Source organism: Halopseudomonas aestusnigri (assembly GCF_002197985.1).
Lineage (GTDB): Bacteria > Pseudomonadota > Gammaproteobacteria > Pseudomonadales > Pseudomonadaceae > Halopseudomonas > Halopseudomonas aestusnigri.
In genome coordinates, this window is sequence record NZ_NBYK01000004.1 from 71,680 (window position 1) to 94,408 (window position 22,729).

19 protein-coding genes are annotated in these 22,729 nt (G+C 61.4%); 4 read left to right on the forward strand and 15 right to left on the reverse strand.

The window, feature by feature from the left end:
• Entirely contained in the window at nucleotides 1–936 is a 936-nt protein-coding gene (locus tag B7O88_RS08040) for an NAD(P)-dependent oxidoreductase (protein ID WP_088275028.1), read from the forward strand.
• A gap of 89 nt (nucleotides 937–1,025) precedes the next feature.
• On the opposite strand, the gene B7O88_RS08045 is transcribed toward B7O88_RS08040, so the two are convergent.
• The 6 genes from B7O88_RS08045 to B7O88_RS08070 are packed head-to-tail and all read right to left on the reverse strand — an operon-like array spanning nucleotide 1,026 to nucleotide 6,745.
• Nucleotides 1,026–2,192 carry an acyl-CoA dehydrogenase family protein gene (locus tag B7O88_RS08045; RefSeq protein ID WP_088275030.1) on the reverse strand — a complete coding sequence of 389 codons (1,167 nt, stop codon included), beginning with the start codon at nucleotides 2,190–2,192 and terminating at the stop codon, nucleotides 1,026–1,028.
• 10 nt (nucleotides 2,193–2,202) lie between these two features.
• Nucleotides 2,203–3,378 carry a lipid-transfer protein gene (locus B7O88_RS08050; RefSeq protein WP_088275032.1) on the reverse strand — a complete coding sequence of 392 codons (1,176 nt, stop codon included), beginning with the start codon at nucleotides 3,376–3,378 and terminating at the stop codon, nucleotides 2,203–2,205.
• Between the two features lie 11 nt (nucleotides 3,379–3,389).
• Entirely contained in the window at nucleotides 3,390–3,812 is a 423-nt protein-coding gene (locus tag B7O88_RS08055; protein ID WP_088275034.1) for a MaoC family dehydratase, read from the reverse strand.
• Complete coding sequence (locus B7O88_RS08060) at nucleotides 3,781–4,917, reverse strand: acyl-CoA dehydrogenase family protein (protein WP_088275036.1); 1,137 nt, start codon at nucleotides 4,915–4,917, stop codon at nucleotides 3,781–3,783. Before B7O88_RS08060 ends, B7O88_RS08055 begins: the two co-directional genes overlap by 32 nt.
• A gap of 10 nt (nucleotides 4,918–4,927) precedes the next feature.
• The gene (locus tag B7O88_RS08065; protein ID WP_172409651.1) at nucleotides 4,928–5,902 is read right to left on the reverse strand and encodes a bifunctional MaoC family dehydratase N-terminal/OB-fold nucleic acid binding domain-containing protein; all 975 of its coding nucleotides are present in this window, start codon (nucleotides 5,900–5,902) and stop codon (nucleotides 4,928–4,930) included.
• Between the two features lie 54 nt (nucleotides 5,903–5,956).
• Nucleotides 5,957–6,745 (reverse strand): SDR family oxidoreductase, encoded by a 789-nt coding sequence (locus tag B7O88_RS08070; protein ID WP_088275038.1) that lies wholly within the window; start codon nucleotides 6,743–6,745, stop codon nucleotides 5,957–5,959.
• 137 nt (nucleotides 6,746–6,882) lie between these two features.
• Between B7O88_RS08070 and B7O88_RS08075 the strand changes: the two genes are divergently transcribed.
• Entirely contained in the window at nucleotides 6,883–7,668 is a 786-nt protein-coding gene (locus B7O88_RS08075; protein ID WP_088275040.1) for an enoyl-CoA hydratase, read from the forward strand.
• A 183-nt stretch (nucleotides 7,669–7,851) separates the two neighbouring features.
• On the opposite strand, the gene B7O88_RS08080 is transcribed toward B7O88_RS08075, so the two are convergent.
• The 9 genes from B7O88_RS08080 to B7O88_RS08120 form a co-directional block, all read right to left on the reverse strand.
• The gene (locus B7O88_RS08080) at nucleotides 7,852–9,219 is read right to left on the reverse strand and encodes a DUF1329 domain-containing protein (RefSeq protein ID WP_235005746.1); all 1,368 of its coding nucleotides are present in this window, start codon (nucleotides 9,217–9,219) and stop codon (nucleotides 7,852–7,854) included.
• Between the two features lie 11 nt (nucleotides 9,220–9,230).
• The gene (locus tag B7O88_RS08085; protein WP_235005747.1) at nucleotides 9,231–10,898 is read right to left on the reverse strand and encodes a DUF1302 domain-containing protein; all 1,668 of its coding nucleotides are present in this window, start codon (nucleotides 10,896–10,898) and stop codon (nucleotides 9,231–9,233) included.
• Nucleotides 10,899–11,055: 157 nt separating this feature from the next.
• Nucleotides 11,056–12,642, reverse strand: coding sequence for a FadD3 family acyl-CoA ligase (locus B7O88_RS08090; RefSeq protein WP_088275044.1), 1,587 nt, complete (start codon nucleotides 12,640–12,642; stop codon nucleotides 11,056–11,058).
• A gap of 20 nt (nucleotides 12,643–12,662) precedes the next feature.
• A complete protein-coding gene (locus B7O88_RS08095; RefSeq protein ID WP_172409653.1) occupies nucleotides 12,663–13,694 on the reverse strand; it encodes a ferredoxin--NADP reductase in 1,032 nt (343 codons plus the stop codon).
• A 1-nt stretch (nucleotide 13,695) separates the two neighbouring features.
• Complete coding sequence (locus tag B7O88_RS08100) at nucleotides 13,696–14,457, reverse strand: SDR family oxidoreductase (RefSeq protein WP_088275046.1); 762 nt, start codon at nucleotides 14,455–14,457, stop codon at nucleotides 13,696–13,698.
• Nucleotides 14,454–16,178, reverse strand: coding sequence for an FAD-binding protein (locus B7O88_RS08105; protein ID WP_088275048.1), 1,725 nt, complete (start codon nucleotides 16,176–16,178; stop codon nucleotides 14,454–14,456). The genes B7O88_RS08100 and B7O88_RS08105 overlap by 4 nt, the downstream gene beginning before the upstream one ends.
• A gap of 60 nt (nucleotides 16,179–16,238) precedes the next feature.
• Complete coding sequence (locus B7O88_RS08110; protein WP_088275050.1) at nucleotides 16,239–17,429, reverse strand: acyl-CoA dehydrogenase family protein; 1,191 nt, start codon at nucleotides 17,427–17,429, stop codon at nucleotides 16,239–16,241.
• Nucleotides 17,430–17,563: 134 nt separating this feature from the next.
• Nucleotides 17,564–19,225 (reverse strand): methyl-accepting chemotaxis protein, encoded by a 1,662-nt coding sequence (locus B7O88_RS08115; RefSeq protein ID WP_088275052.1) that lies wholly within the window; start codon nucleotides 19,223–19,225, stop codon nucleotides 17,564–17,566.
• A 75-nt stretch (nucleotides 19,226–19,300) separates the two neighbouring features.
• Nucleotides 19,301–20,731 carry a coniferyl aldehyde dehydrogenase gene (locus tag B7O88_RS08120; protein ID WP_088275054.1) on the reverse strand — a complete coding sequence of 477 codons (1,431 nt, stop codon included), beginning with the start codon at nucleotides 20,729–20,731 and terminating at the stop codon, nucleotides 19,301–19,303.
• Between the two features lie 186 nt (nucleotides 20,732–20,917).
• Here B7O88_RS08120 and B7O88_RS08125 point away from each other — a divergent pair, with 186 nt between their 5' ends.
• Together B7O88_RS08125 and B7O88_RS08130 are read left to right on the forward strand one after the other, a co-directional pair.
• Complete coding sequence (locus tag B7O88_RS08125) at nucleotides 20,918–21,922, forward strand: flavin reductase (RefSeq protein WP_088275055.1); 1,005 nt, start codon at nucleotides 20,918–20,920, stop codon at nucleotides 21,920–21,922.
• Between the two features lie 15 nt (nucleotides 21,923–21,937).
• Nucleotides 21,938–22,711: a glucose 1-dehydrogenase gene (locus tag B7O88_RS08130; RefSeq protein ID WP_088275057.1), complete on the forward strand. Its 774-nt coding sequence runs from the start codon at nucleotides 21,938–21,940 to the stop codon at nucleotides 22,709–22,711.
• Nucleotides 22,712–22,729 lie beyond the last annotated feature (18 nt).

Genomic DNA, 22,729 nt, shown 5'->3' on the forward strand with positions numbered 1-22,729 from the left:
ATGCGCGTTGTGATGCTGTTTGACCTTCCAGCCATGCGCGAGGCCATTCAGGCCGCTGTTCCAGACGCAGACATCCTGACCCTGCCGCCCCCTGGCCACATGGCCAGCATGAGGGCGGTAGATGCCGTCCTCGCCACCCCGGGAGCCAGTCAGGCGCTGGGGCAGCTGCTGGCCCGGCACCCGGAGATTCGCTGGATTCATGTGCTGGGCACGGGGATTGACGACTATCCGCTGGAGCTGCTTCACGGCAGGCAGGTGACCTGCTCAAGGGGCGCGACTACCGTGCCTATCGCCGAGTGGGTTATGGCGATGATACTCGCGCAGGCCAAGAATCTGCCGTTCAGCTGGGTCACCCAGCCGCCACCGCACTGGTGCATGGCGCAGCTGGATACGCTGGAGGGTAAAACACTGGGGATACTTGGCTTTGGCAACATTGGCCAGGCCATTGCTCGCAGGGCTCTCGGGTTTGACATGAAGGTACGGGTCGCCATGCGCACCTATCGTCCTGCAGGTATGGCAGGCGTCGAATCCGTAACCGACATCGATGAGCTGATCACAACGGCGGATCATCTGGTACTGGCGCTTCCAGCAACCACCCTGACCGAAGGACTGATGAGCGCAGACCGACTGTCGCTGATGAAGCGCGGCAGCCACCTGATCAACGTATCGCGGGGCACCCTGGTCGATACCCGGGCCCTGAGGGAGCATCTGGATAGCGGGCAAATTGCCCGCGCCTCCCTTGATGTGGCAAACCCTGAGCCATTGCCGGCAGGTCACTGGCTTTACCAGCACCCGCAGGTACAGCTCAGCCCCCACATTTCCTGGAATAGCCCTCTCAGCCAGCAGCGCATGAGCGAGGCATTTATCGACAACCTTCTGCGCTTTGCAGCAGGTGCCGAGTTGAATGGTGTCATCGATACCCAGGCAGGCTACTAAGTACCGGCACTTGGGCACTTGACGAAGGGGGAGGACTGAAGACAACCACAGCGGCAGCCCTGTTTGGGGCCCCGCTGTGGTTACTGCACTTAACGCGAGCGCGGCATACCCAGGCCGAACTGCGCCACCAGCTCACGCTGGATTTCGTTGGTGCCGCCACCAAAGGTCAGGGTGACACAGGCACGCACGTCGTATTCCAGCTCGCCAAGCAGAAACGCCGCAGCACTGCCGTCACGAATCAGGCCATTGGCACCGACCACTTCGGTCAGCTTGCGCAAAATCTCCACAGCCGATTCCGAACCGTACACCTTGGTGGTCGAGGCCAGCGCGACGTCCATCTGGCCGGCCTCAAGATCCGCCGCAATGCGGAAGTTGATCAGGCGCATCGCCTCCAACCGGGCATAGCATTCAGCCAACAGCGAACGCACCCAGGCATGATCCATCGCGCAGCGTCCCTGTTCATCCTTGGCCCGCGCCCACAGATACACCTTGCGGAACATGCCCACTACCCGATCAGCCCATGAGCCGAGTCCGAGACGTTCGTGGTTGAGCTGGGCAGTGACCAGCTGCCATCCCTTGTTCAGCTCACCGACCAGGCGGGTTCGCGGCACAATGACGTTGTCATAGTAGGTTGCCGCGGTCGGGTTGCTGCAGGTCGGGATGAGCGTGTTGGAGAAGCCCTCGCTCTTGCAGTCGACAATCAGGATCGATATTCCCTTGTGACGCAGCTCTTCGGGATTGGTCCGCGCAGCCAGCCAGATATAGTCGGCAGAGTGAGCTCCGGAGGTCCAGAGCTTGTTGCCGTTGACCACGAAGTGGTCGGGCTCGACCCGCGCACTGGTCTTGAGGGTGGCCAGGTCGGAGCCTGCGCCCGGCTCCGAGTATCCGATGGCGAAATGGATTTCCCCCGCAGCAATGCCCGGCAGAAACGTCTCCTTTTGCTCCTCGGTACCATAGGTCATCAGCGAGGGTCCGACGGTACTGATGGTCACGAACGGCAGCGGTGCGCCGGCAATATTGGCCTCTTCGAAGAAGATCAGCTGCTCGGTCGGGCCGTAGCCCTGACCGCCAAACGCCTTCGGCCAGCCAACCGCCAGCCAGCCATCCTTGCCCATCTGCCGTACCAGCCGGTGAGAGGTAGCACTGCCCTCTTCCCCCCGCAGCTCACGACGCAGATCGTCGTTCATCAGGCTCTTGAAGTAGTCACGAACTTCCAGGCGCAGCTTGTGCTGCGCCGGTGTCAGGTCAACGTACATGCTGATCTCCTCAGGCTACACCCAGAATCAGGCCACTGGTTGGCACGCCGGTACCGGCTGTTACCAGCACGTTCTCGACGTTATCCACCTGGTTTACCGAACTGCCACGTACCTGGCGAACACCCTCGGCAATACCGTTCATACCGTGGATGTAGGCCTCGCCAAGTTGACCGCCGTGGGTATTGATCGGCAGGCGACCGCCACGGGCGTGATGGCCGGCACGAATGAACTCCTTGGCTTCACCACGATCAGCGAAACCGAACGACTCCAGTTGCGGCAGTACAAACGGCGTGAAGTGGTCATAGATGACCGCTGTCTGAATCGCATCCGGGCCGATGCCGGCCTGACGATAAATCTCGCGGGCGACCACATCCATTTCCGGCAAACCGGTGATGTCCTCGCGATAGAACGAGGTCATGCTCTGCTGACCGTCGGCGATCCCCTGCGAGGCGCCCTTGATGATCACCGGCTTCTGCTGCAGATCGCGGGCGCGCTCAACAGAGGTGATGACCATCGCCACCGCACCATCGGATTCCTGGCAGCAGTCCAGCAGGTGCAGCGGCTCGCAGATCCAGCGCGATTGCTGGTGTTCTTCAAGGGTGATCGGCTTCTCATAAAAGAACGCCGCCGGGTTGGTTGCCGCAAAGTCGCGGGCAGCAACCGCGACCCGACCGAAGTCTTCCGAGGTCGCGCCAAAGGCGTGCATGTAGCGACGGGCAAACATGCCGACCCAGGCCGCAGGGGTGTGAAAGCCGTGCGGCATGTACCAGCCGTAATTGACGTTATCGAAAATCGGTGTCGCGCCAAACCCGTAACTGCCGGTGCCGAAGCGATACCAGGAACGCTCGTTCATCGCCCGGTAGACCACTACGGTCTTGGCCACCCCACTGGCAACCGCCATGGCCGCGTGCATGACCGGACCACAGGCCGCCCCGCCACCGTGCGGCACCTGCGAGAAAAATTTGACCTCCTTGCAGCCGAGCAGACGGGCGATCTCGTACTCCGGTACCTTGTCGACCGAGTAGGAGCTGAAGCCGTCCACTTCCGAAGGGTCGATCCCGGCATCAGCAAGCGCCGTCAGCGTCGCCTCCATGGCCAGGCGCAATTCGGTGCGTCCGGAGTTCTTGGAAAACTCGGTCGCACCGAGGCCAACAATGGCGGCCTTCCCGCCAAGTGCATCAGTCATCTTGCTTCTCCTTACGCAGGCAGAACCACGGTGACCTTGCCGGTCGCGTGGTTGCCCATGGAATTTTTACCCTTCAGCGCGACCACCAGTGTCCGGCTGGCCTCATCGCGCTCGACCACTTCACCGGTGAAGGTCATGGTGTCGCCCGGGTAGTTCGGCGCGCCCAGTTTCAGCTGGATATCACGGAACACCGCCAGCGGGCCGCTCCACTGTTCTACAAAGCGCTGCGCCAGTGCGGTCGTGGTGAGAATGTTCATGAAAATGTGTGGTGACCCCAGTTCACGGGCGGCCGCAACATCGTGGTGGCCCGGAAAGTAGTCACGGGTGGCAATGGCGCCGCCATTGATCAGCGTAACGGTGACCGGAATCACCAGTTCGGGAAGGTGTTCGCCCACCTGGGTTTCAGCAAATGCTCTGGTTTTCATCGAGGTCATATTTCCATCCAAGCGTGTCATTGTTGGCCAGCCAGTCGCCAAGGCGCTCAAGAGTGGCTGCCGAGCCACCGAGCACCAGGCTCAGATAACGGCTCCAGTAGAGGAAGCGGTGAATCGGGTACGTCAGGTCGACGCCGATACCGCCGTGGACGTGCTGGGCCCGATGGCCGACCAGATGGGCCGCCTCGGTGCTCAGGTAGCGAACCGACAAGGCCTCGGCCTCACTGGCCAGTGCGCTGTCAAGGCGATAGCAGAGCTGGTAAAGGGCGCTGCGCAGCGCCTCCAGGGCGATATGAGCATCGGCCATGCCCATCTGGACCGCCTGGAACGAGCCGATCGGACGATCGAACTGCACACGTTCGCTGACATAAGCGACCGTGCGACGCAGCTGTTCTTCACTGACACCCAGCTGCAGCGAGGCAGCCGCCGCGACCGCGCGTTGCTCCAGCCAGCCGACTGCCTGCGCTGGCAGGACCTGATCGGCCTTGATGCACACGCCATGACAGTGCACATCGGCGGCGCCGAGGCCGTGGTTCCAGGTCGCAGAAACCAGCTCGACCCCTTCTGCCAGCGGGTCAAGCAGTACCAGATGCACGCCGTCGTCGCCCTGTGCCAGCACCAGCACGGCACCCGCCTGGGCTGCCAGGTCGACCGCGCCAACGCTGCCATTGAGCAGCAGATAGTCGTCGTGCTGCTCGAGCTGCAGGCCAATCCCGTGGCTACTCGACAGGCCATTCAGAGACAGGCTGAGCAGTTGCTCGCCCCGGGCGGCCGAGGCAATCAGGTCGCCATGACTGTCTGCGGCGAACCGGGCAAGGCAGGCAGCAGCCAGCTGGTGCTGCCACAGCGGCACATGCCCCAGGGCCGCGCCCTGAGCGCGCAGAACACAATGCAGGTCGGTCATGCCCATGCCCGAGCCGCCTAACGCCTCCGGGATAGCCAGCGCATGCAGCCCGGTCTCGATACAGGTTTGCCACAGCTCGGCCATGAACGGCTGGCTCTCAAGATCAAACGCACGCATGCGCTCGTCTGTGCAGTAATCGCTGAAAACGCTGCCTGCCATCTCGGCAATGGCACGCTGATCTTCACTCAACGAAAAATCCATGCTCGCCTCCTCAGGCCGCAACAACGCGAAATTGCGGCAGGTTCTGTTGATCGTCAAAGCGGTGGAATTCAACCTGCACCCGCTGGCCAATCTCCAGCGTTGCCGGATCGGCGCCAACCAGGCCGGCGATCAGACGTACGCCTTCGTCCAGCTCGATAAGGCCTATCGGGTTCGGGTAGTCAAACGGCGGTACTTCCGGGTAATGCATCACCACAAAGGAATACAGCTGCCCCTTGCCCGACGCCTCAATGCTGTCCCAGTCAAAGCTGTGACACTTGATGCATACCGGCGCCGGAGGATGACGCAGGGTCTGGCAATCGGTGCAGCGCTGAATCAGCAACTTGCCGGCTTCGCAGCCCTCCCAGAAGAATCGGGTATCGTCACTGACGCCGGGCAGCGGCCGCTTCATGGCCTTGGCCTCGGCCGGCTTGGCTGCCGGTTTTTCCTGTGGGCGCTGGGCCGGCTTGAACTTGAAGACCCTGAACAGCTGGCGGCCGACTTCCTCGTCGCCAGCATCCTGCTGGGAGAAGTAGGTCATCAGTACGGTGACGAAAAATCCGGTTCCCAGCGGGGTGGTTTTTTCTTCGGAAACGCTGTCGAGCCGGCTGGTGAAGTAAAGACGCTCGCCGGCCACGATCTGACGGTCGAAATACAGATCGGAGTTGACAGCTACCACGGCCGGATAGCCGTGGGGCTCAATGACCTTGAGCACCTCAAAGTTGTTTTCGGTGCTGGAGCCCTCCGGGAAGTTCTCCTGGTCCAGACCGCCCATGCCCCACACCTGCAGCATGCCCGGTGGCGCCACCACGTCAGCGTACCCCTGCTGCCGGGCAAACTCCGGATTGGTGTAAAGGGGGTTGTCGATGCCCATGATTTCGCACCAATGGCGAATCATCGGCGCGTTAACCCGGTCCCAGGCATAGACACGACCGTACTCGCGTCCGACCATGGCCTGAACCTCGTCGATGAGTGCTTGATCAGCCAAGTTCTTCTCCTGATTGTTTTCCAAGACACGCCTCAAAGGCGTGGTCGCGTTAGGTCACGCCTTGCCGGCAGTGGACGCGGCCAGAAAGGCCGGTGCTTCTCCACCGCCGTGCAACAGCAGGTTGGTACCACTGAAATAGGCCGCCATCGGTGAGGCGGCATACAGACAGGCATTGGCGATATCCTCGGGCTCACCCATGCGTCCGGCCGGAATGGTCCGGCCAACCGCGGCAATACCCTCTTCATCGCCGTAATGCAGATGAGACTGCTCGGTACGAATCAGACCGGGGCTGACACTCAGAACCCGGACCTTCGGCGCCCATTCAACCGCCAGCGAACTGGCCAGTGAAACGACCCCGGCCTTGGCCGCGCCATAGGCAGCTGTTCCGGGCGACGGCCGGCTGGCAGCAACCGAGCCGATGAACACGATCACCCCGCCAGCAGCCTGCTGCTGCATAATGGCGTTGGCCTGCTGGGCCAGATTCAACGGCGCCAGCAGATTGAGTCTGATGATGCTTTCGCTGAAGCGCGGAGAGGCAGTCGCGGCGTCGGCATTGGGGCTGCCGCCGGCGTTGTTGATCAGCACATCAAGGCGGCCGTAATGTTCATGGACAGCGCCCAGTGCCTGCTCGGTTGCCTCGGGGTCACGTACGTCCAGACTCAGAAAACGTGCACTGCGACCATCGACTGACGGCAGCTGCTCGGGCTCGCTGCGCCCGCAGACCACAACATTCGCGCCGGCCGACAGGAACGCACAGGCAATTCCCGCACCGATACCGCGCGTTCCCCCGGTGATGACGACAACTTTGCCGGTGTAATCCAGGGAGGCACTAACTGACTGCATGAACGGTTCCTCTGCTTGTTTCATGAAGTCACTGTATGGGCGCTCAGGCATCGGCGATTCGTCTGAATGGACGATGAGCTACCACCCGCAGCTGAAGACAATCGGCCACAATGTCCCCCTCCGCCCGGAGTCTCCCGATGACCGATTGCGCTAAGTCGGTGCTGTTGATTGACCGACCTGCCCCCTTTGTTACCCGCCTTACGCTTAACCGCCCGGCGGTCACCAACGCGCTCAGCCTGGAACTGCAAGCCGCGCTTTCCAGAGCCTTCACCGAGGTTGCGACAGACCCGCAAACGCGCTGTGTCATCCTCACTGGCGGCGAACGGGTGTTCGCTGCCGGCGGTGATATTTCGAGCATGGCCGATGTCGGTGCCATTGATATCCTTTGCCGGCATACCGAGCGGGTATGGGCACCGATCCAGCACTGCCCAAAGCCGATCATTGCCGCGGTTTGCGGCTACGCCTATGGCGGCGGTTGCGAACTGGCCATGCACGCCGACATCATCATTGCCGGTCGCAGCGCACGCTTCAGCCAACCGGAAATCCGCATTGGCATCATGCCCGGCATTGGCGGAACCCAGCGGCTGGTGCGCGCCGTAGGCAAGGCAAAGGCAATGCAAATGGCGCTGACCGGCCGGCCAATCAGTGCCGAGGAGGCCCACCTGGCCGGGCTGGTGAGCGAGCTGGTTGACGACGATCAGGTTGCTGCGACCGCTCTGGAGCAGGCGAAACTGATCGCCGGCATGCCGCCGCTGGCGGCAGAGCAGATCAAGGAAGTCATTCTGGCCGGCATGGACGCCTCGCTGGATGCGGCGCTGGTCATGGAGCGCAAGGCCAATGCCCTGCTGTTCGCCTCTCGCGACCAGAAAGAAGGCATGCAGGCATTTCTGGAAAAACGTCGCCCCGACTTCCAGGGCAACTGACCGGCGCGCTGGTCACTCGCGATCACTCCAGGCGACCCGGCTGAATCCGGCCTTTCTCGAATCGAGAGAGACCAATGCGCTGGCCCGGCACGGAACGTTCGCCAGCCACTCCGACATACCGCAGTGAACCAATAAAAAACCCCGCCTGTCTTGCGACAGGCGGGGTTTTGTTATGGCCTGAAATCAGCGACCCGAGCGGCGGGCAGCCTCCGGACCAAAGTCACGCTCACTCAGGTTACCCGTGTTGAGGGTATAGCCGTTGGGCTGCTCGTTGACCAGGTTGAAGGCCAGATAGCTCTTGGCCTGCAGATCGTGGTACAGACCCACCCCCGCCTGCCAGGTATTGGCTTCATAGGCGTAGAAGTAGTTGATCATCGAGGTACGCCACAGGCCGCCACGTGCATCGTAGTTGTCGGCCATGACCATCAGCCAGCTGTCCTCATCCACGTACATGTGACGGGTCGGGTACAGGTGACGGTAGCTGTCCTTCAGATTGGCCTCCAGCACCCAGACCCGGCGCAGTTCGTAACGCATGAACTCGGGGTTGGCATGGTTCGGCGGCAGCAGCTCGTCATAGGTCACATCGTTGGAGTGAATGCGGTAGGCGTTGGCCGGAACGTACATCTCCTGCTTGCCCACGATCTTCCAGTTGTAGCGCTGACCGGAGCCGTTGAAGATCCGCACCTCATCCACGGTGATCGAACCGCCACTGCCCGGGAACTGCATGTCATACCCGTATTCGGGCGACTGACGGACACGACGGGTGCCCGGATCATAACGCCAGCTTTGACGCGGTTCGGTAGCGTGGTTGTAGTATTCCACACCGGTGTTGATTTCACCCCGATCACGCTGCGGCAGCAGGGTTTCGTTCAGATAGTAGGCCGACGGACCTTCGGTCTTGCCGAGCACACCCGGTTTCAGGTTCGGGGCGTAGTTGCGCGAGCGTACCTGCCCCCAGTTGATGTTGCCGTTGGACAGCACATAGGCGTTGTCGGAGACCAGCTCCTCGGTAAACGGACGGAAGGTGAAGAAGGACGAGGTCCACATCAGCTCCAGACCGGTTTTCGGGAACGGGAACAGGATACCGCCAGTGGTGGCCTGCACGCCCTCACCGTCGTTCACGAGCTGTGCAGAACGGGCGTTCTCCAGGGTTGCCTGGCAGACGCTGTCAGCAAAGCGAAAGTCGCGACGGGTCTGGTAGACCGGCATCTGGAAGGTGTCCGGGTAGGCTTCAAACAGGGCCTTCTGACCGGCCGACAGACGATCGGCATACTCGGCCATATTCGCCGCGGTGATCACGAACAGCGGCTTGTCTTCCGGGTACGGATCAATCGGATGCTTGCCTGTGCCCTCAAAATTGACGTGTGGCGGGGTACCCAGCCACTTGCCGGTCCATTCGGTGATGCTGCCGTCGGCATTGGCTGCCTTCTCCGCGCCGACGCAGGTCAGCTCGTTGCCCAGCTTGGCAATTTCCTCGGGGGTTGCAGCAGCGTGCACCAGCCCTGCCTGAACCAGCAGAGTCGCGATGCACAAGGGTTTGATCATACGCATGGGAAACTCCATCAGAAGGTGTATTTGGCGTTGAACGAGAGGTAGTCGCGGTCGGCCATGGTGCGGCCCTTGGCGATATCCGGGGTCGACAGGTAGTTCACCCAGGTCGCACCCAGCTCGAAGTTGCCGAGGTAGCTGAAGGTGGCACCCAGGGTCAGGCGCTGCTCGTCACGGCCCAGGCCCTGGCGACCGCTGCCGTCAACGCTTTGCTGCAAAATCGCATTGGTGGTCAGATCCCAACCGTTGAAGATGCTGGGATAATCCAGATACGCACCGAGACCAATCAGGGTGCCAGCGCGGGTCTGGCCGTCGTAGACGAAGTCGTCGAACTGGCCGTCCTCACCCGGGAAGCCACCTGTCACGGTGAGGGTGTCAACGTCCTGAATGCGCTCATGCACCACTTCACCCATCAGCGTGGTCTGGCTGGCAATGGCACTCGGACCGAGGATGTAGACGAAGTTGGCGCTGGCCATCAGCAGCTCGCCAGGTGTCGGCGCACCGTTGCTGAGATAAACCGGCGCACCATCGCGCAAGCTGATGTCCGACCCCACCTGCACGTCACCGATCTTGGAGGTCAGGCTCACACCGGTCAGCTTGATGTCTTCGAAATAGCCGAATTTCAGCGCCGGGACGCCCGGGCCGTAGCCGACGGCATTGATGCTGTCCAGCGACGAATACCGGGTAGCGCCGCTGGCGTCAAAGAACATGGCCGCGACCCGATCATGGTAGCGGTAATGATAGAGACCAACCTCGGTGTTGAAGTCGATGTTCCAGCGTACGCCCAGACCCCATTGGCCGGAGTCACGCGGATCATCTGCCTCAATGCTGTTGGCTACGGTAAAGGTTGCATCAGGCAAGGCCGCGACTGTGCCGGGCGCGAAGCGGTAGAACTGCGAACCCGGGCCGAAGAAGTCGCCACCGAAGAAGTCGCCGACCGGGTTCAGGCGGGTCTTTTCCCATTCCAGCTGGTAGAAACCGGCGAGAGACAGATGCTCATTCAGTGTCCAGGTGAACGACAGCTGATTGACCGGCAGGTAGGCATCCTTGGCCTCGGTGCCCGGCACATTGAACTTGGTGGCATCAACCGGGGCCTGGCCCTGGCTGATGTTCGGCCAGAACAGGCTCTCGCCCCAGGCGACCAGGTGGCGGCCGGCGTTGAGTGACAGATACTGGCTTTCGCCAATCGGGAAGTTGCCGTACACGTAGGCATCGAGCAGCTGGAAGCGACTGCCGCTGTCGCGGCGCGTGGTCGCGGTAAAGCGGGACTCATCACCAGGTGTACCCACAACACGGTTGACGGTCGCGGCAGAGTTATTGTCGTTGTCGTTCTTGTAGACGAAGTCATAGAAGTGACTGCCGCGCAGGATCGCGCCGACGTTGTCCTTCTGCAGCATTACTTCGCCAAACAGGCTGACGCGGTTGTTGACCGGGGCGTGACGCTTGAAGTTTCGGGTCGCGTCATCGTTGTTTGGATCGGCCAGGTAGTGGCTGTCAGGGCTGCGAGTACGCAGCGAGTAGGTGTAGTTGGCGGTTACCTGCGATTCAATGGTCAGCCCGTTATCAAGGTTCAAGGTGGGCAGGGCCATGGCAGCGGAAGGCGTCAGCCCGGCAGCCAGCGCCAGCACCAGCGGCTTGAGCACAGCGCCGTGGCAGCCATTGTTGCGATTGTTGTTATTCACTGTTCGCTCCTGATGTTTATCCATGTCATCCCGAAAGCAGGACGCCGGAGAAGTATCGGAAGCGAGGCAAAAAAACACTTACCTCAAACGGAGTAATCCGTGCGAATAAGGAAAAAATCGCTGCCACACGGGGCATGTGGCAGCGCGAAGAGCCTCATCAACCGGCCAGTTGACGGGCCAGCAACAACTTGTCGACTTTGTTGGAAGCATTGGTTGGCAGCTCCCGGTAGAAGGCAATACGGCGCGGAACCTTGTAGTTGGCCATACGCTCGCGGGACCAGCTGATAAGATCGGCATCGCTCACCTGCTCGCCCTGGCGCAGCACCACGCAGGCACAGCCCACTTCGCCCATACGCTCATCCGGCACGCCCAGCACCGCAACCTGGGCAATGGACGGATGCTCACTCAGCGCCGCCTCGATCTCTGCCGGGTAGCAGTTGAAGCCGCCGACGATGAACATGTCCTTGAGACGCCCGGTAATGCGCAGATTGCCTTCGACATCCAGGCTGCCTACATCGCCAGTGTGCAACCAGCCCTGCGCGTCAAGCGCTTCGGCAGTGGCCTGATCGTTGTTGAAGTACCCCTGCATGACGTGAAAGCCGCGCAGGCAAATTTCGCCCTGCTCCCCCTGACTCAGCGCATTCCCCTCGGCATCGAGTATGCCCAGCTCCGTGCCGGGAATCGGCTTGCCACTGGTGCCGGCAATGGTCTGCGCCGAGTCCTGCGGGTCACAGATGGTGGCAAGACCGCCGCATTCGGTGAGGCCATAGGCGGTGGTAACAATGGTGAAGCCGAGCTCTTCGCGCATGCGCTTGATCAACACCGGCGGAATGGTCGAGGCTCCGGTAACCGCAACACGCAGACTGGACAGGTCAGTAGCGCCCCGACGGGGATGATCCAGCATCGACAGATACAGGGTTGGTGGCCCTGGCAAAATCGTGACCTTGTCCTGCTCCACCCGACGAAACACATCGTCAGCGTCGAACATTGCCTGGGGCAGGATGGTGGCACCACCGAGCAGGCAGGTCAGCCAGCCGGCCTTGTAGCCAAACGAATGGAAGAACGGATTTACAATCAAGTAACGGTCACCGGGTACCAGCCCAATGATCCTCACATACTCGTTGAATGCGCGCAGACTTTGCCCATGCGCATACATCACGCCCTTGGGCTTGCCTGTGGTGCCGGACGTAAACAGCAGATCCGACAGATCATCAGAACCAACCGACTGCGCACGCTCCAGAGCCTGCTGCGCAGAGACAGCCTGCCCTCCGGCCAGAAAGGCCGACAACGCCTGCTCCGCCGCAGCGGACTCGCCAATCACTACCACCTGCTCCAGCCCGGCGGGCCGCACCGGTGCCAGCATCGCCGGGTAATCGTTACCCAGGAACTGACCCTGCACAAACAGCAACCGGGTACCACTGCGGTCCAGAATATCCGCCGCCTCACTGCCTTTCATGCGGGTATTGAGTGGCACCATCACTGCCCCGGCTGCTTGCAAGCCGAGGGCCAGCAACACCCACTCGATACTGTTCGGAGCCCAGATCGCTACCCGGTCGCCATGGCCAATTCCCGCGGCAATCAGCGCCCGGGAAACCTCGAGCATACGCTCGGGCAACTCTGCATAAGCGATACGCTGCGCCCCATCCTCCAGGGCAATGGCATCACCATGAAGCTGCGCAGCGCGCAGAACCAGCGCCGGAATCGACGCCGGCAAATCAGCCGGCGAGGGAAACACTGAAGACATCGGGGAAATCTCTTGTTGGATCAATCGGGAAAACGCAAATGCACCTTGTCGCTGGTGGCCACAGCCTGACAGGCCAGGGTCCAGCCCTCGCTCAGTTCCTGCTCGTCCAGCGCATCGTTGTGCAGCAGATCTACCTCACCGGATACCAGCGTGCACATGCACGAAGCGCAGGACCCAACCAGACAGGAGTGAGGCGGCTCCATGCCCTCACGCTGCATGGCCGAGAGCAGCAACTCACCGGGCTGGCAGTCGATCTCGCGCACCTCGCCATCCAGTTCAACGGTGAGTGTTGTCGCCAAGGCACCTTCGTGCTCAACCACACCGCCCTGCGGCTGCTCACTCTCACTGGGCAGCGAGACAAAGCGCTCAACATGAATCGCCGCCGGCGCAAGACCGGCCTGCTTGAGCGCAGCCACGCCCGCATCCATGAATGGCTCCGGGCCGCAGATAAAGGCTTCGGCGTGCTCAAATCCGGCTGCCAGGTGCGCCAGCTGCGGTACATTCGGGTGCCCCTGAACACTGGCAAGCCAATGCACTACCTGCAGACGCTCGGGATACGCCGCTACCAGTTGCTGCAATAGATCACGGAAGATCACAGACGCCTCGTCACGGTTGGCGTAGATCAGGCGAACCCGGCCGGCTGCCTGGCTAAGCACCGAACGCAGGATCGACAGAACCGGCGTCACTCCGCTGCCGCCAGCCAGCAGCAGGAAGTCACCATCGAGCTGACGCGGCACAAATACGCCAGCCGGCGGCAATACCTCGATCCGGTCGCCCGGCCTGATCTGATCGCACAGCCAGTTGGACCCTCGCCCATCTGCCACACGCTTGACCGTGACCCGCAGGTTCTCGCTGGCGAAGGGTGAGCTGGACAGGGAGTAGCAGCGCGGCAACCAGTCGCCCTGGTAAGGGATACGCAGGGTCAGAAACTGCCCCGGACGATATCTGAAGCGCTCTGACTGCTCCTGCGGAACGCTGAACTCGAACGAGCAACTGTCGTGCGTTTCCTGAATGACCTCCGCAACCTCAAGCGCTATGTAATTCATGCTCATCTCAAATACCCATCACGGCTTGTCCGCTATCCACACGCATTTCGATGCCATTGATTGCCCGCGACTCGTCGCTGGCCAGATACAGCACGGCATTGGCAACGTCGCCCGGCAGGCACATACGATTCATCGGGTCGGCATCAATGGTGAACGCAGACGGATCCATGCCCTTCGGATAGCCGCCCAGGGTCATGGGTGTCATCACCCCGTCGGGGTGCACCGAGTTGCAGCGGATCCGATACTTGTGTTTGCGGCAATGCACTGCCACGGCGCGACTCAGAGCCGCCACCGCGCCCTTGCTGGCACTGTAGGCAACGTAGTCTTCCAGCCCCAGCAGCGCTGCCAATGAAGAGATGTTGACGATCGAACCGCCGCCACTGTCCTTCATCAGTCGCACGGCCATGCGAGTGCCCAAGAAAACGCTATCGGCGTTGATGCGCAGCAACTTGTGCCATTGGTCCAGGCTCTCATCTTCGATGTTCGCCTTGAGCAGCACCCCAGCGTTGTTGACCAGCACATCCAGCCCGGAACCACGCTCCACCAGATACGCCGCGAGGGCATCCCAGCTTTGCGGGTCGGAGACATCCTGGCGCAGAAAACAGGCCTGCGCGCCGAGCGAGGCCGCAACAGCCTCGCCCGCCTCGACGTTGAGGTCGGTCAACACCACCTGAGCACCTTCGGCAACAAACAGTCTGGCGCAGACTTCACCGATGCCGCTGGCTGCACCGGTGATCACGGCTAACTTGCCCTGCAGACGTCCGCTCATGCTGCTTTCTCCCGCAACTGAACAGCGCCAGCCAGATGCAGGGCGGCAACATAGCCAAAGGTCATGGCCGGCCCCAGCGTGCCACCGGCACCCGGATAGGTAGTGCCCAGGACCGAGGCGGAGGTGTTGCCAATCGCGTAAAGCCCGTCGATGGTTGAACCGTCCTCACGCACGACCTGAGCATGCTCGTTGGTCAGCAGACCACCCTTGGTACCGATATCTCCGGAGTACATCGGCATTGCATAGAACGGGCCCTTGCCAATCGGTGCAAGGCAGGGGTTGGGGCTGACGTTGCTGTCACCGTAATAGCGATCAAACACGTTACCGCCGCGGGCAAAGTCAAGATCCTCACCAGTCGCTGCATACCCGTTCATCTTGCTGACCGTTTCCTTCAGGCCGGCCGCATCGACACCAATCTGGCCGGCAAGCGCGTCGAGGGTGTCGGCCTTGTAGTAGAGGTTATTCAGCCATTCCTTGCGCAGGCGGATGTCGGGCATGATCTGCGCGGGCATCAAGGGGCCCATCGCGTAGTTGAAACGGAAATGACTGTCGAAGATGGCCCAGGCCGGAACGCATTTACCGCCGGTTTGTTCATTGTTGCGGTACATCGCATCAACGAACTCCAGATAGGGAGCCGCTTCATTGACAAATCGCTGCCCGAGGCTGTTGACCACGATCGCCCCCGGGAAGGCGCGCTCGGCGAAAATACCCCGGGCACGGTCTTCACCCGGCACCAGCAGGCTCGGTGCCCACCAGCCCCACTCCATCAGGTCGGTGGCGGCACCAATGCGCTGTGCTGCTTCCAGCGCCGCGCCTGTATTGGCCCCGGCCGGCGTAGCACTCCAGGCGGCTTTGGTTGGTTGCGGCAGATACTTGTCGCGCAGCGCCTGGTTCTGCTCAAAGCCGCCACTGCCGAGAATCACGCCACGACGTGCACGCAGCACTTCTACCCGACCCGCTCGCTCGACCTGAATGCCGCAAACGCGGCCATCCTCGATCACCAGATCGGTAAAGTTGGTGCTCAGCCAGAGCGGAATATTGCGATCCATCATGGAGGCACGCAGGCTGGCAATCAGCGCATTACCCAGCGCGGTACGTCGATCACGTCGACTGCCGGTCTTGCGTCTCCAGCGGAAGTCCAGCTTGTAGCGCAACATCATCCACAGAACCATCAGCCGCCAGCCGCGACTTTTCGACATCGCCTTGTGCGCGTCGCGTGCGGTCCAGGCAATACGCCCCATCAGCATGTTGCCGGGCGCCCCCTCGCGCAGGTTGCCTAGCTCATCACCGAGCTGGCTCAGATCAAACAGCTCGGGGTCAAGACTGCGCCCGCCCGGCAATGCGCCCGGCAGGTGCTGGTAATAGTCGGGATACTTTTCGGCCACCGCGTAGCGGACGCGGGTATTGTCCTCGAGCCAGGCAATCATCTCCGGCGACTTGTGCAGGTAGGTACGCAAGCGACGCTCATCCACCCGGTCGCCAACCGCGGCCTTGAGGTAGGTCCAGGCCAGCTCCTCACTATCCTTGCCGCCAATGGCCTTGAAATAATGGTTGTTGGGAATCCAGATGCCACCGCCAGACAGGGCTGAGGTACCGCCATACTGCGCGGCTTTTTCCACCATCAGTACGCTCAGGCCCTGATCTGCGGCCGTTATTGCTGCGGTCATGGCGCCGGCACCGGAGCCGACCACAATCAGGTCGTATTCATTGTTGTTATGCATAGCGTTGCTCGTCGACAGTTTTGGGAAGGTCGGCCGCCCATCCCGGGCGGCCGGTTCTGATCAAACGTACGGATCAGGGTTGGGCAGGCCGAGCTGAACCGCTCCGTAGGCGCGACCGAAGGCGGCGACGTTGTTGGAGATGTGGCCACGAGCCTGGTGCAGATCGCGGAAGATACGAGCGACCGGATTGGTGTTGTACAGGCCGGACGCCGCCATGCAGCGCAGCAGCTGATTGACCTTTTCGGCGCAGACATTGGTCACGTGGGCAGACTGGTAGCGGTACAGCAAACGGGTTTCCACCTCAGGAAACTCGTTGCGCTCGGCCAGCTCGCAGAGGTGGTCAAAGTTGCGCTCGAGTACCAGTTTGAGCTGGTCCAGGGTCAGAATGGCATCGGCAACCACTTCCTGGGCCAGCGGGTCCTCGGCGGTCTTCGCACCGTGCTTGCCAATGTGTGCCGCCGCATTGGCACAGAACGCGTTGATCGCACCCTGCAGCGCGCCCATACAGGAGCTGGAGACCGCGCGGGTAAACACCTGGGCAAACGGAATCGCGTAAAGGGGGCTAGTGTTGACCAGCCGGCCCGGCGTCGCTTCCATACTGGTGTTGTTGGTGCGCTGAACGCGGTGCAACGGAACAAAGGCATCTTCGACAACAATGTCGTGACTGCCGGTGCCGCGCAGGCCCAGAACATCCCAGTTGCGCTCGATGCGGTAGTCACTGCGTGGCACCAGGAACGTACCGTGCTCGCTGCCCTCGCCATTGGCATCCGGCGGGATGATGCCGCCGAGCAGGGTCCACTTGCAGTGCTCACTGCCGCTGGAGAAGCCCCAGCGACCGCTGATGCGATAACCACCCTCAACCGGCGTCACTTTGGCTACCGGCATATAGGTCGAGCCGATCAGGGTCTTGTGATCATCACCCCACACTTCTTCCTGCGCTTCCAGCGGATAACGTGCCAATTGCCAGGGGTGCACGCCCATGACACCGTAAATCCAGGCAGTCGACATGCAGCCTTCGGCCAGGGTCATCTGGATTTCGAAGAAGGCGCGGGGATCCAGCTCATACCCGCCAAACCGCTTCGGTTGCATGGCCTGGAACAGGCCGGCTTCCTGCATGTCAGCGACGGTTTCATCCGGCACCTTCATTTCACGATCAGCTTGCTCGGCACGGGCCTTGAGCGCCGGGACTAGCTTGCGTGCAGCCTCCAGCAGCTCCAGTTCTTTTTGTGATTTTACGCGAGTGGCAACCATCTCTTGGTCCTCCAAAGACTTTTTCGTACCGCCAAACAGCGCGGGTTGTCCTGATTATCCGAACGCCGAACAGGACACTCATCGTCAATGTGGACTACTCACTACCCCTCGTTTGCGGAGCGAGGCGCCCAGGTTCAGCCAACCTGAAAGCGCCCTGCCATCAGCTCGAGCTCTCCGGCCAGGCGTTCCAGCTCGACAGCAGCAGCTGCACTTTCGGCAGCCGTGCCGGACATGTGCCGAACACCGACTGACACACCCTCGACCTCACGGGCGATTTCCCGGGTCGCGGTCGACTGGCCGTTAAGAATGTGACTGATCTGATTGACCGCCTGGATTACCTCACCGGTGCCCTGGCGAATGGTCGCCATGGCCTCCGTCGCTTCGCTGGCCAGCTTTACACCGCTTTCAACTCGGACAACGGTTCGCTGCATGCCGGCAGATGCGGTGCGCGTGCCGTGCTGGATCTGCTTGACCGTTTCGGCGATTTCCAGAGTCGACTGCGAGGTCCGCTCGGCAAGCTGCCGCACCTCCCCTGCCACCACCGCGAACCCGCGCCCCATATCACCGGCACGCGCAGCCTCAATCGCAGCATTGAGCGAAAGCAGGTTGGTTTGCTCTGCCACCTCGTTGATCACCTGGATTACGCTGCCGATCTGACCGGAGAAGCGCTCAAGCGCCTGCATGTGCTCCGCCGTAGAGGAAACCACGCTGGCGATTTCCCGCATCTCGGTAGCCATCTGGTTAATCAACTGTTCGCTGGAGCGACTGGAGTGCTCGGCCTGCTCCGTGATGTCCCGGGTTGATTCGGCATGGCCGCGAACCTCGTCGATAGATACCGACAGCTGCTCGACCGCAGCCGACATACTGCTGACCGCCTCGGCCTGCTGAAGGGCGAGTGTCGATGAACTATCAGACAGACCGCTCATTCCGGAAGAAGAGCGGCCAAGCATGCTCACCTGATCGCGCAAGCCACCCAGCAAGCGACCGAGGTTATCGCGCATGCGCGCAAACTCGTGCATCAGATCGGTAATCTCGTCGTTACCGGACGCGATCACCGGTCGACTCAGGTCACCCTCGGCGATGGCCTGGGCATGCCCGGCTACCGATGACAGCCCCAGGCGCAAACGACGAATCAGCAGGCCACCCACCAGGCCACCGGCCAGCACCCCGATCAATGTCAGCAGCAGATAGGCCATCACGCTGTAGCGGTAACGCTGCTCGGCCCGGTGAAAGTCCGCCTCGGTTTTCTCCTCCTGGTACTGCCGCAGATTGACCAGCTCCTCGGCAGCCAGTCGACCTTCTTCGGCCCCCATCTGCAGAAAAACCCGGATACCCGCGATGTTGAAATCGTTCAGCGCCAGCGAGGACAGCATGGCGTCAAGGTCCTCGCTCCACAGCTCGTAATGCTCATCAAAGGCGGCAAGCAGTTGCAGATCACGCTCATCCAGCTCGCGCTCGGCAAACCCGGCCCTGTGCTCCTCGAGTTCGGCGGTGTTGACCCGAATCTCGTCCAGCAACACTGACAGGGCCCGCGAGTGCAGCACTGCCAGATTACCATCGGGGTCATACTGGAAGGCGGTGATCACCAGCCGGCGATTGCGCTCAAGCAGGCGCTCAATGTCGGTCGCCTGACGTATCGCCCCCAGACGCTCGTAGTGAGCCGTGTGCAGGCTGTCGCGCGCCAACTTGAGGCCGTACCAGCCAAGGGCTACCGCCGACCCGAACAACACCAGCGCAAGGCCGGCCCAAACCCACAGGCGGCTGGCCAGGGTAACGCGTCGCGAGCTGAATAACATGTTTGCTCTCCATGCACAGACAAACCGCGCGACGTTCCCGCCCCGCGGCTGTAAACAGATCAACTGAGGGAGATATCAGCGCGTAATTTGCGCTTTCATCGCATCGGTAAAGCCTGGATGGTACGGCGCGAGCATGCCCCACTCGCCGCGGGGATCGTAGGCAGGCGCCTTGAACACCGTGCGGGCATGACTGAACTCAACAAAGCCTTCCATTCCGTGGTAATGCCCCATACCCGAGGCGCCTACCCCACCGAAGGGCGCATCCTCCATCGCGGCGTGCATCAAGGCATCGTTGATTGTGACCCCGCCGGACAGGGTGTAATCCAGCACCCGGCGCTGCTCCTGCTCATCGCTGCCGAAGTAGTACAACGCCAGCGGCCGCTCACCCTGATTGATCTCATCGATCACGTGCGGCAGCTCGCTGTAAGTCAGCAAAACCAGCGCCGGACCAAATATTTCCTCCTGCATGATCCGGCTCAGACGCGGCGGATTGACCACAATCGACAGCGGCCGACGACGCTCATTCTGCGCTACCGCAACATCAGGGCAGCGCACAACCTGCCCCCCCATCTCCTGCACTTCTGCCAGGCAGCCATCCAGCCGCGCCAAATGGCGCTCATTGACCACCGCAACACAATCAGGATTGCCGGCAACCGACGGATACAGTGCCGCCCAGGTGCCGGTAAAGGCATCGATGAAGGCATCACGCAACTCGACCGGGACAAACACCAGGTCCGGCGAAATGCAGATCTGACCACTATTGGTGCCTTTGGCGATGGCCAGCCGGCGCGCGGCGTCGGCAATATCGGCAGAACGCCCGATCACCACTGGCGACTTACCTCCCAGCTCCAGCGTCACCGGCACCAGATTTTCAGCCGCCCGGCGCATGATGTCGCGACCGACTGACGTGCTGCCGGTAAACACCAGGTGGTTGAACGGCTGGGAAGCAAAGCCCTGACCAACCTCAATACCACCATTGATGACCGCCAGCTCCAGCGGATCAAAGCGCGCGTCGATCGCGCGCGCGAGCACTTCGGCCGTGCGCGGCACTACTTCGGAGGGCTTGAGCACAGCTCGATTGCCAGCTGCGAACACACCGGCCAACGGACTGAGCAAGGTGAACAGCGGCGCATTCCAGGTGCCGATAATGCCTACAGTGCCCTTGGGCTGATACTGCACCCATGCCTCACCACCCAACTGGTCATAGGGAGCGAACACAGGACGAGGCTGATCGGCGCTCCATTGCTCCAGATGATCTCGCGCATGCTTGAGCGAGGCGAGCGCACCCAGCACGTCATTCATCAGACTGAAGCCGGGATGGCGACCGCCAAAGTCCTCATCCATTGCCGCAGCCAGCGCCTCATGCTCGTCCACCAGCAAATCAATTACCTGCTGAATGCGCCGCTGCCGAACATCAACACCCACTCGCCCCTGACGGTCGGTGGCCTGACGCTGCAAGGCAAGCAGCTCGGTCAATTGTTCCAATGATTGCAGGTACGCGCGCACGGATCACTCCTTCGCCCTACTGGGCTGTTCTTGTGTTTGCCGGTCAGGCTAGCCGACCAGAACCTCCGTCACGTCGTCCATTTGGACGACCTCCCGGTGCCGCAGCGTTAGTCCATAGAGACGATGAACATAAATGCCGCCAACTCAATACTTTCGCCACGTTCCGCAGCAACAGTGAGGCAGCACATGACTGCTACAGCCAGTTTCAATCCAAAGGCGTTCCGTGACGCCCTGAGCACCTTTACTACCGGGGTGACCATCATCACCACTCGCGGCACGGAAGGCGAACCGATCGGCATCACCGCCAACAGCTTCAACTCGGTTTCGCTCAACCCGCCGCTGGTGCTCTGGAGTCTGGCAAAGTCAGCCTTCAGTCTCTCTGCCTTCTCCAGCAACAAGCACTGGAATGTGCACGTGCTGTCGGTCGAGCAGGAAGCCCTGTCGGGACGCTTCGCCTCGCGCGGCGAGGACAAGTTCGCGGGCATCGAACTCGATCGCGGCATCAACGACATTCCGCTACTGCATAACTGCACCGCGCGCTTTCAGTGCCGCACAGCGTTCATGTACGAGGGCGGCGACCACGTGATTTTCGTTGGCGAGGTGCTCGGCTTTGACAAGAGCGAGCTGCCACCACTGGCCTTCCAGTCAGGCCAGTACGCGCTGGCCGCCCGCAAGCCACGCGAGGGTGTTCGGCTGTCCAATGCCCAGTCACACCCACCCGAGTGCAGCTACACAGAGGACCTTCTGGGCTATCTCGCCGGACGAGCCCACTACCAGCTGGTGGCCTACCTGCGCACGCTGCTGCAGAACCATCGACTGGATGAACACGCGTTCTTTGTCTTGTCGGTCCTCAGCATCCAAGACCGCCTGACCCTGGACCAGATCAATCACTTCGTTGCCTATACCGGCCGAGAGGTGACCATGGCGATGATGCTGTTTCTGGAAAAACAGCGTTATGTCGCCATCGAAATGGACGGAGAAGACCAGCGTTTCGTGCTGACTGCTGACGGCCGGGAAGTCTCTCTGGAGCACGTCGCTGTTGCCAAGGCAGTTGAACAGGACATCACCGAGAAGCTCGGTGCCGGCGATACCCAGGCACTGAAGATTCTTCTCAAGCGCCTGATCCACGCAACCGATCCCGGCCTCCCCGACCTCTGGCAGGCCGAACCCCAAACCAGCGACGCCTACTGATATCAAGGAGTTCTCATGGCGCTCATCGAGCAGTTCACCCTGCAGGGCAAGGTCGCCCTGGTAACCGGTGCCGGCAAAGGTATTGGTCGTGCCATCGCGCTGGCCTATGCCGAGGCAGGCGCCAGCGTCGCCTGCGCGGCACGCACGCTGAGCGACGTAGAGTCGGTTGCGGCAGAAATCCGCGCTGCTGGCGGCAAGGCCGTCGCTGTGCAGTGTGACGTGAACGACGCCAGGCAGCGCGAAGCCGCGGTCGCAGCAACCCTCGATGCCTTCGGCAAATTGACTCACCTGGTCAACAACGCCGGTGGCGGCGGCCCGAATCATCCGCTCAAGCTCAGCTGGCAGGAGTTTGACCAGTCCATGCATTTTAACGTCACCACCGCCTACCACTTCATTCAGCTGTGCGCACCACACATGTTTGAAGCGGGCTCCGGCAACGTGATCAACATAACCTCCGGCGCTGCCCGTTACATCCAGCGTGGATTCAGCCGCTACGCCGCAGCCAAGGCCGCGCTGACCCAGCTTGGCTTCATGCTGGCCCAGGATTTTGCTCCGACCATCCGCATCAACGCGATAGCACCAGGCCCGATCATGACTGACGCGCTGGCTGGTGTGATGACCGATGAAATTCGCGAGGTGATGGAGCGCAATACGCCGCTCAAGTGCCTGGGCGACACCCAGGATATCGCCGCCGCGGCCCTGTACCTGGCGACCCCCGCCTCGAAGTGGGTTACCGGCAAGGTGATCGAAGTCGACGGCGGCGCCGAATCCAGCGTTTTCCCGACCTGAAGGACACCAGAACATGGC

What these genes read in the sequence shown, in the direction of transcription:
- B7O88_RS08040 (WP_088275028.1), top strand. Translation starts at nt 1, where the DNA reads ATGCGCGTTGTGATGCTGTTTGACCTTCCAGCCATGCGCGAGGCCATT.
- B7O88_RS08045 (WP_088275030.1), bottom strand. Translation starts at nt 2,192, where the DNA reads ATGTACGTTGACCTGACACCGGCGCAGCACAAGCTGCGCCTGGAAGTT.
- B7O88_RS08050 (WP_088275032.1), bottom strand. Translation starts at nt 3,378, where the DNA reads ATGACTGATGCACTTGGCGGGAAGGCCGCCATTGTTGGCCTCGGTGCG.
- B7O88_RS08055 (WP_088275034.1), bottom strand. Translation starts at nt 3,812, where the DNA reads ATGACCTCGATGAAAACCAGAGCATTTGCTGAAACCCAGGTGGGCGAA.
- B7O88_RS08060 (WP_088275036.1), bottom strand. Translation starts at nt 4,917, where the DNA reads ATGGATTTTTCGTTGAGTGAAGATCAGCGTGCCATTGCCGAGATGGCA.
- B7O88_RS08070 (WP_088275038.1), bottom strand. Translation starts at nt 6,745, where the DNA reads ATGCAGTCAGTTAGTGCCTCCCTGGATTACACCGGCAAAGTTGTCGTC.
- B7O88_RS08075 (WP_088275040.1), top strand. Translation starts at nt 6,883, where the DNA reads ATGACCGATTGCGCTAAGTCGGTGCTGTTGATTGACCGACCTGCCCCC.
- B7O88_RS08080 (WP_235005746.1), bottom strand. Translation starts at nt 9,219, where the DNA reads ATGCGTATGATCAAACCCTTGTGCATCGCGACTCTGCTGGTTCAGGCA.
- B7O88_RS08090 (WP_088275044.1), bottom strand. Translation starts at nt 12,642, where the DNA reads ATGTCTTCAGTGTTTCCCTCGCCGGCTGATTTGCCGGCGTCGATTCCG.
- B7O88_RS08095 (WP_172409653.1), bottom strand. Translation starts at nt 13,694, where the DNA reads ATGAGCATGAATTACATAGCGCTTGAGGTTGCGGAGGTCATTCAGGAA.
- B7O88_RS08100 (WP_088275046.1), bottom strand. Translation starts at nt 14,457, where the DNA reads ATGAGCGGACGTCTGCAGGGCAAGTTAGCCGTGATCACCGGTGCAGCC.
- B7O88_RS08105 (WP_088275048.1), bottom strand. Translation starts at nt 16,178, where the DNA reads ATGCATAACAACAATGAATACGACCTGATTGTGGTCGGCTCCGGTGCC.
- B7O88_RS08110 (WP_088275050.1), bottom strand. Translation starts at nt 17,429, where the DNA reads ATGGTTGCCACTCGCGTAAAATCACAAAAAGAACTGGAGCTGCTGGAG.
- B7O88_RS08115 (WP_088275052.1), bottom strand. Translation starts at nt 19,225, where the DNA reads ATGTTATTCAGCTCGCGACGCGTTACCCTGGCCAGCCGCCTGTGGGTT.
- B7O88_RS08125 (WP_088275055.1), top strand. Translation starts at nt 20,918, where the DNA reads ATGACTGCTACAGCCAGTTTCAATCCAAAGGCGTTCCGTGACGCCCTG.
- B7O88_RS08130 (WP_088275057.1), top strand. Translation starts at nt 21,938, where the DNA reads ATGGCGCTCATCGAGCAGTTCACCCTGCAGGGCAAGGTCGCCCTGGTA.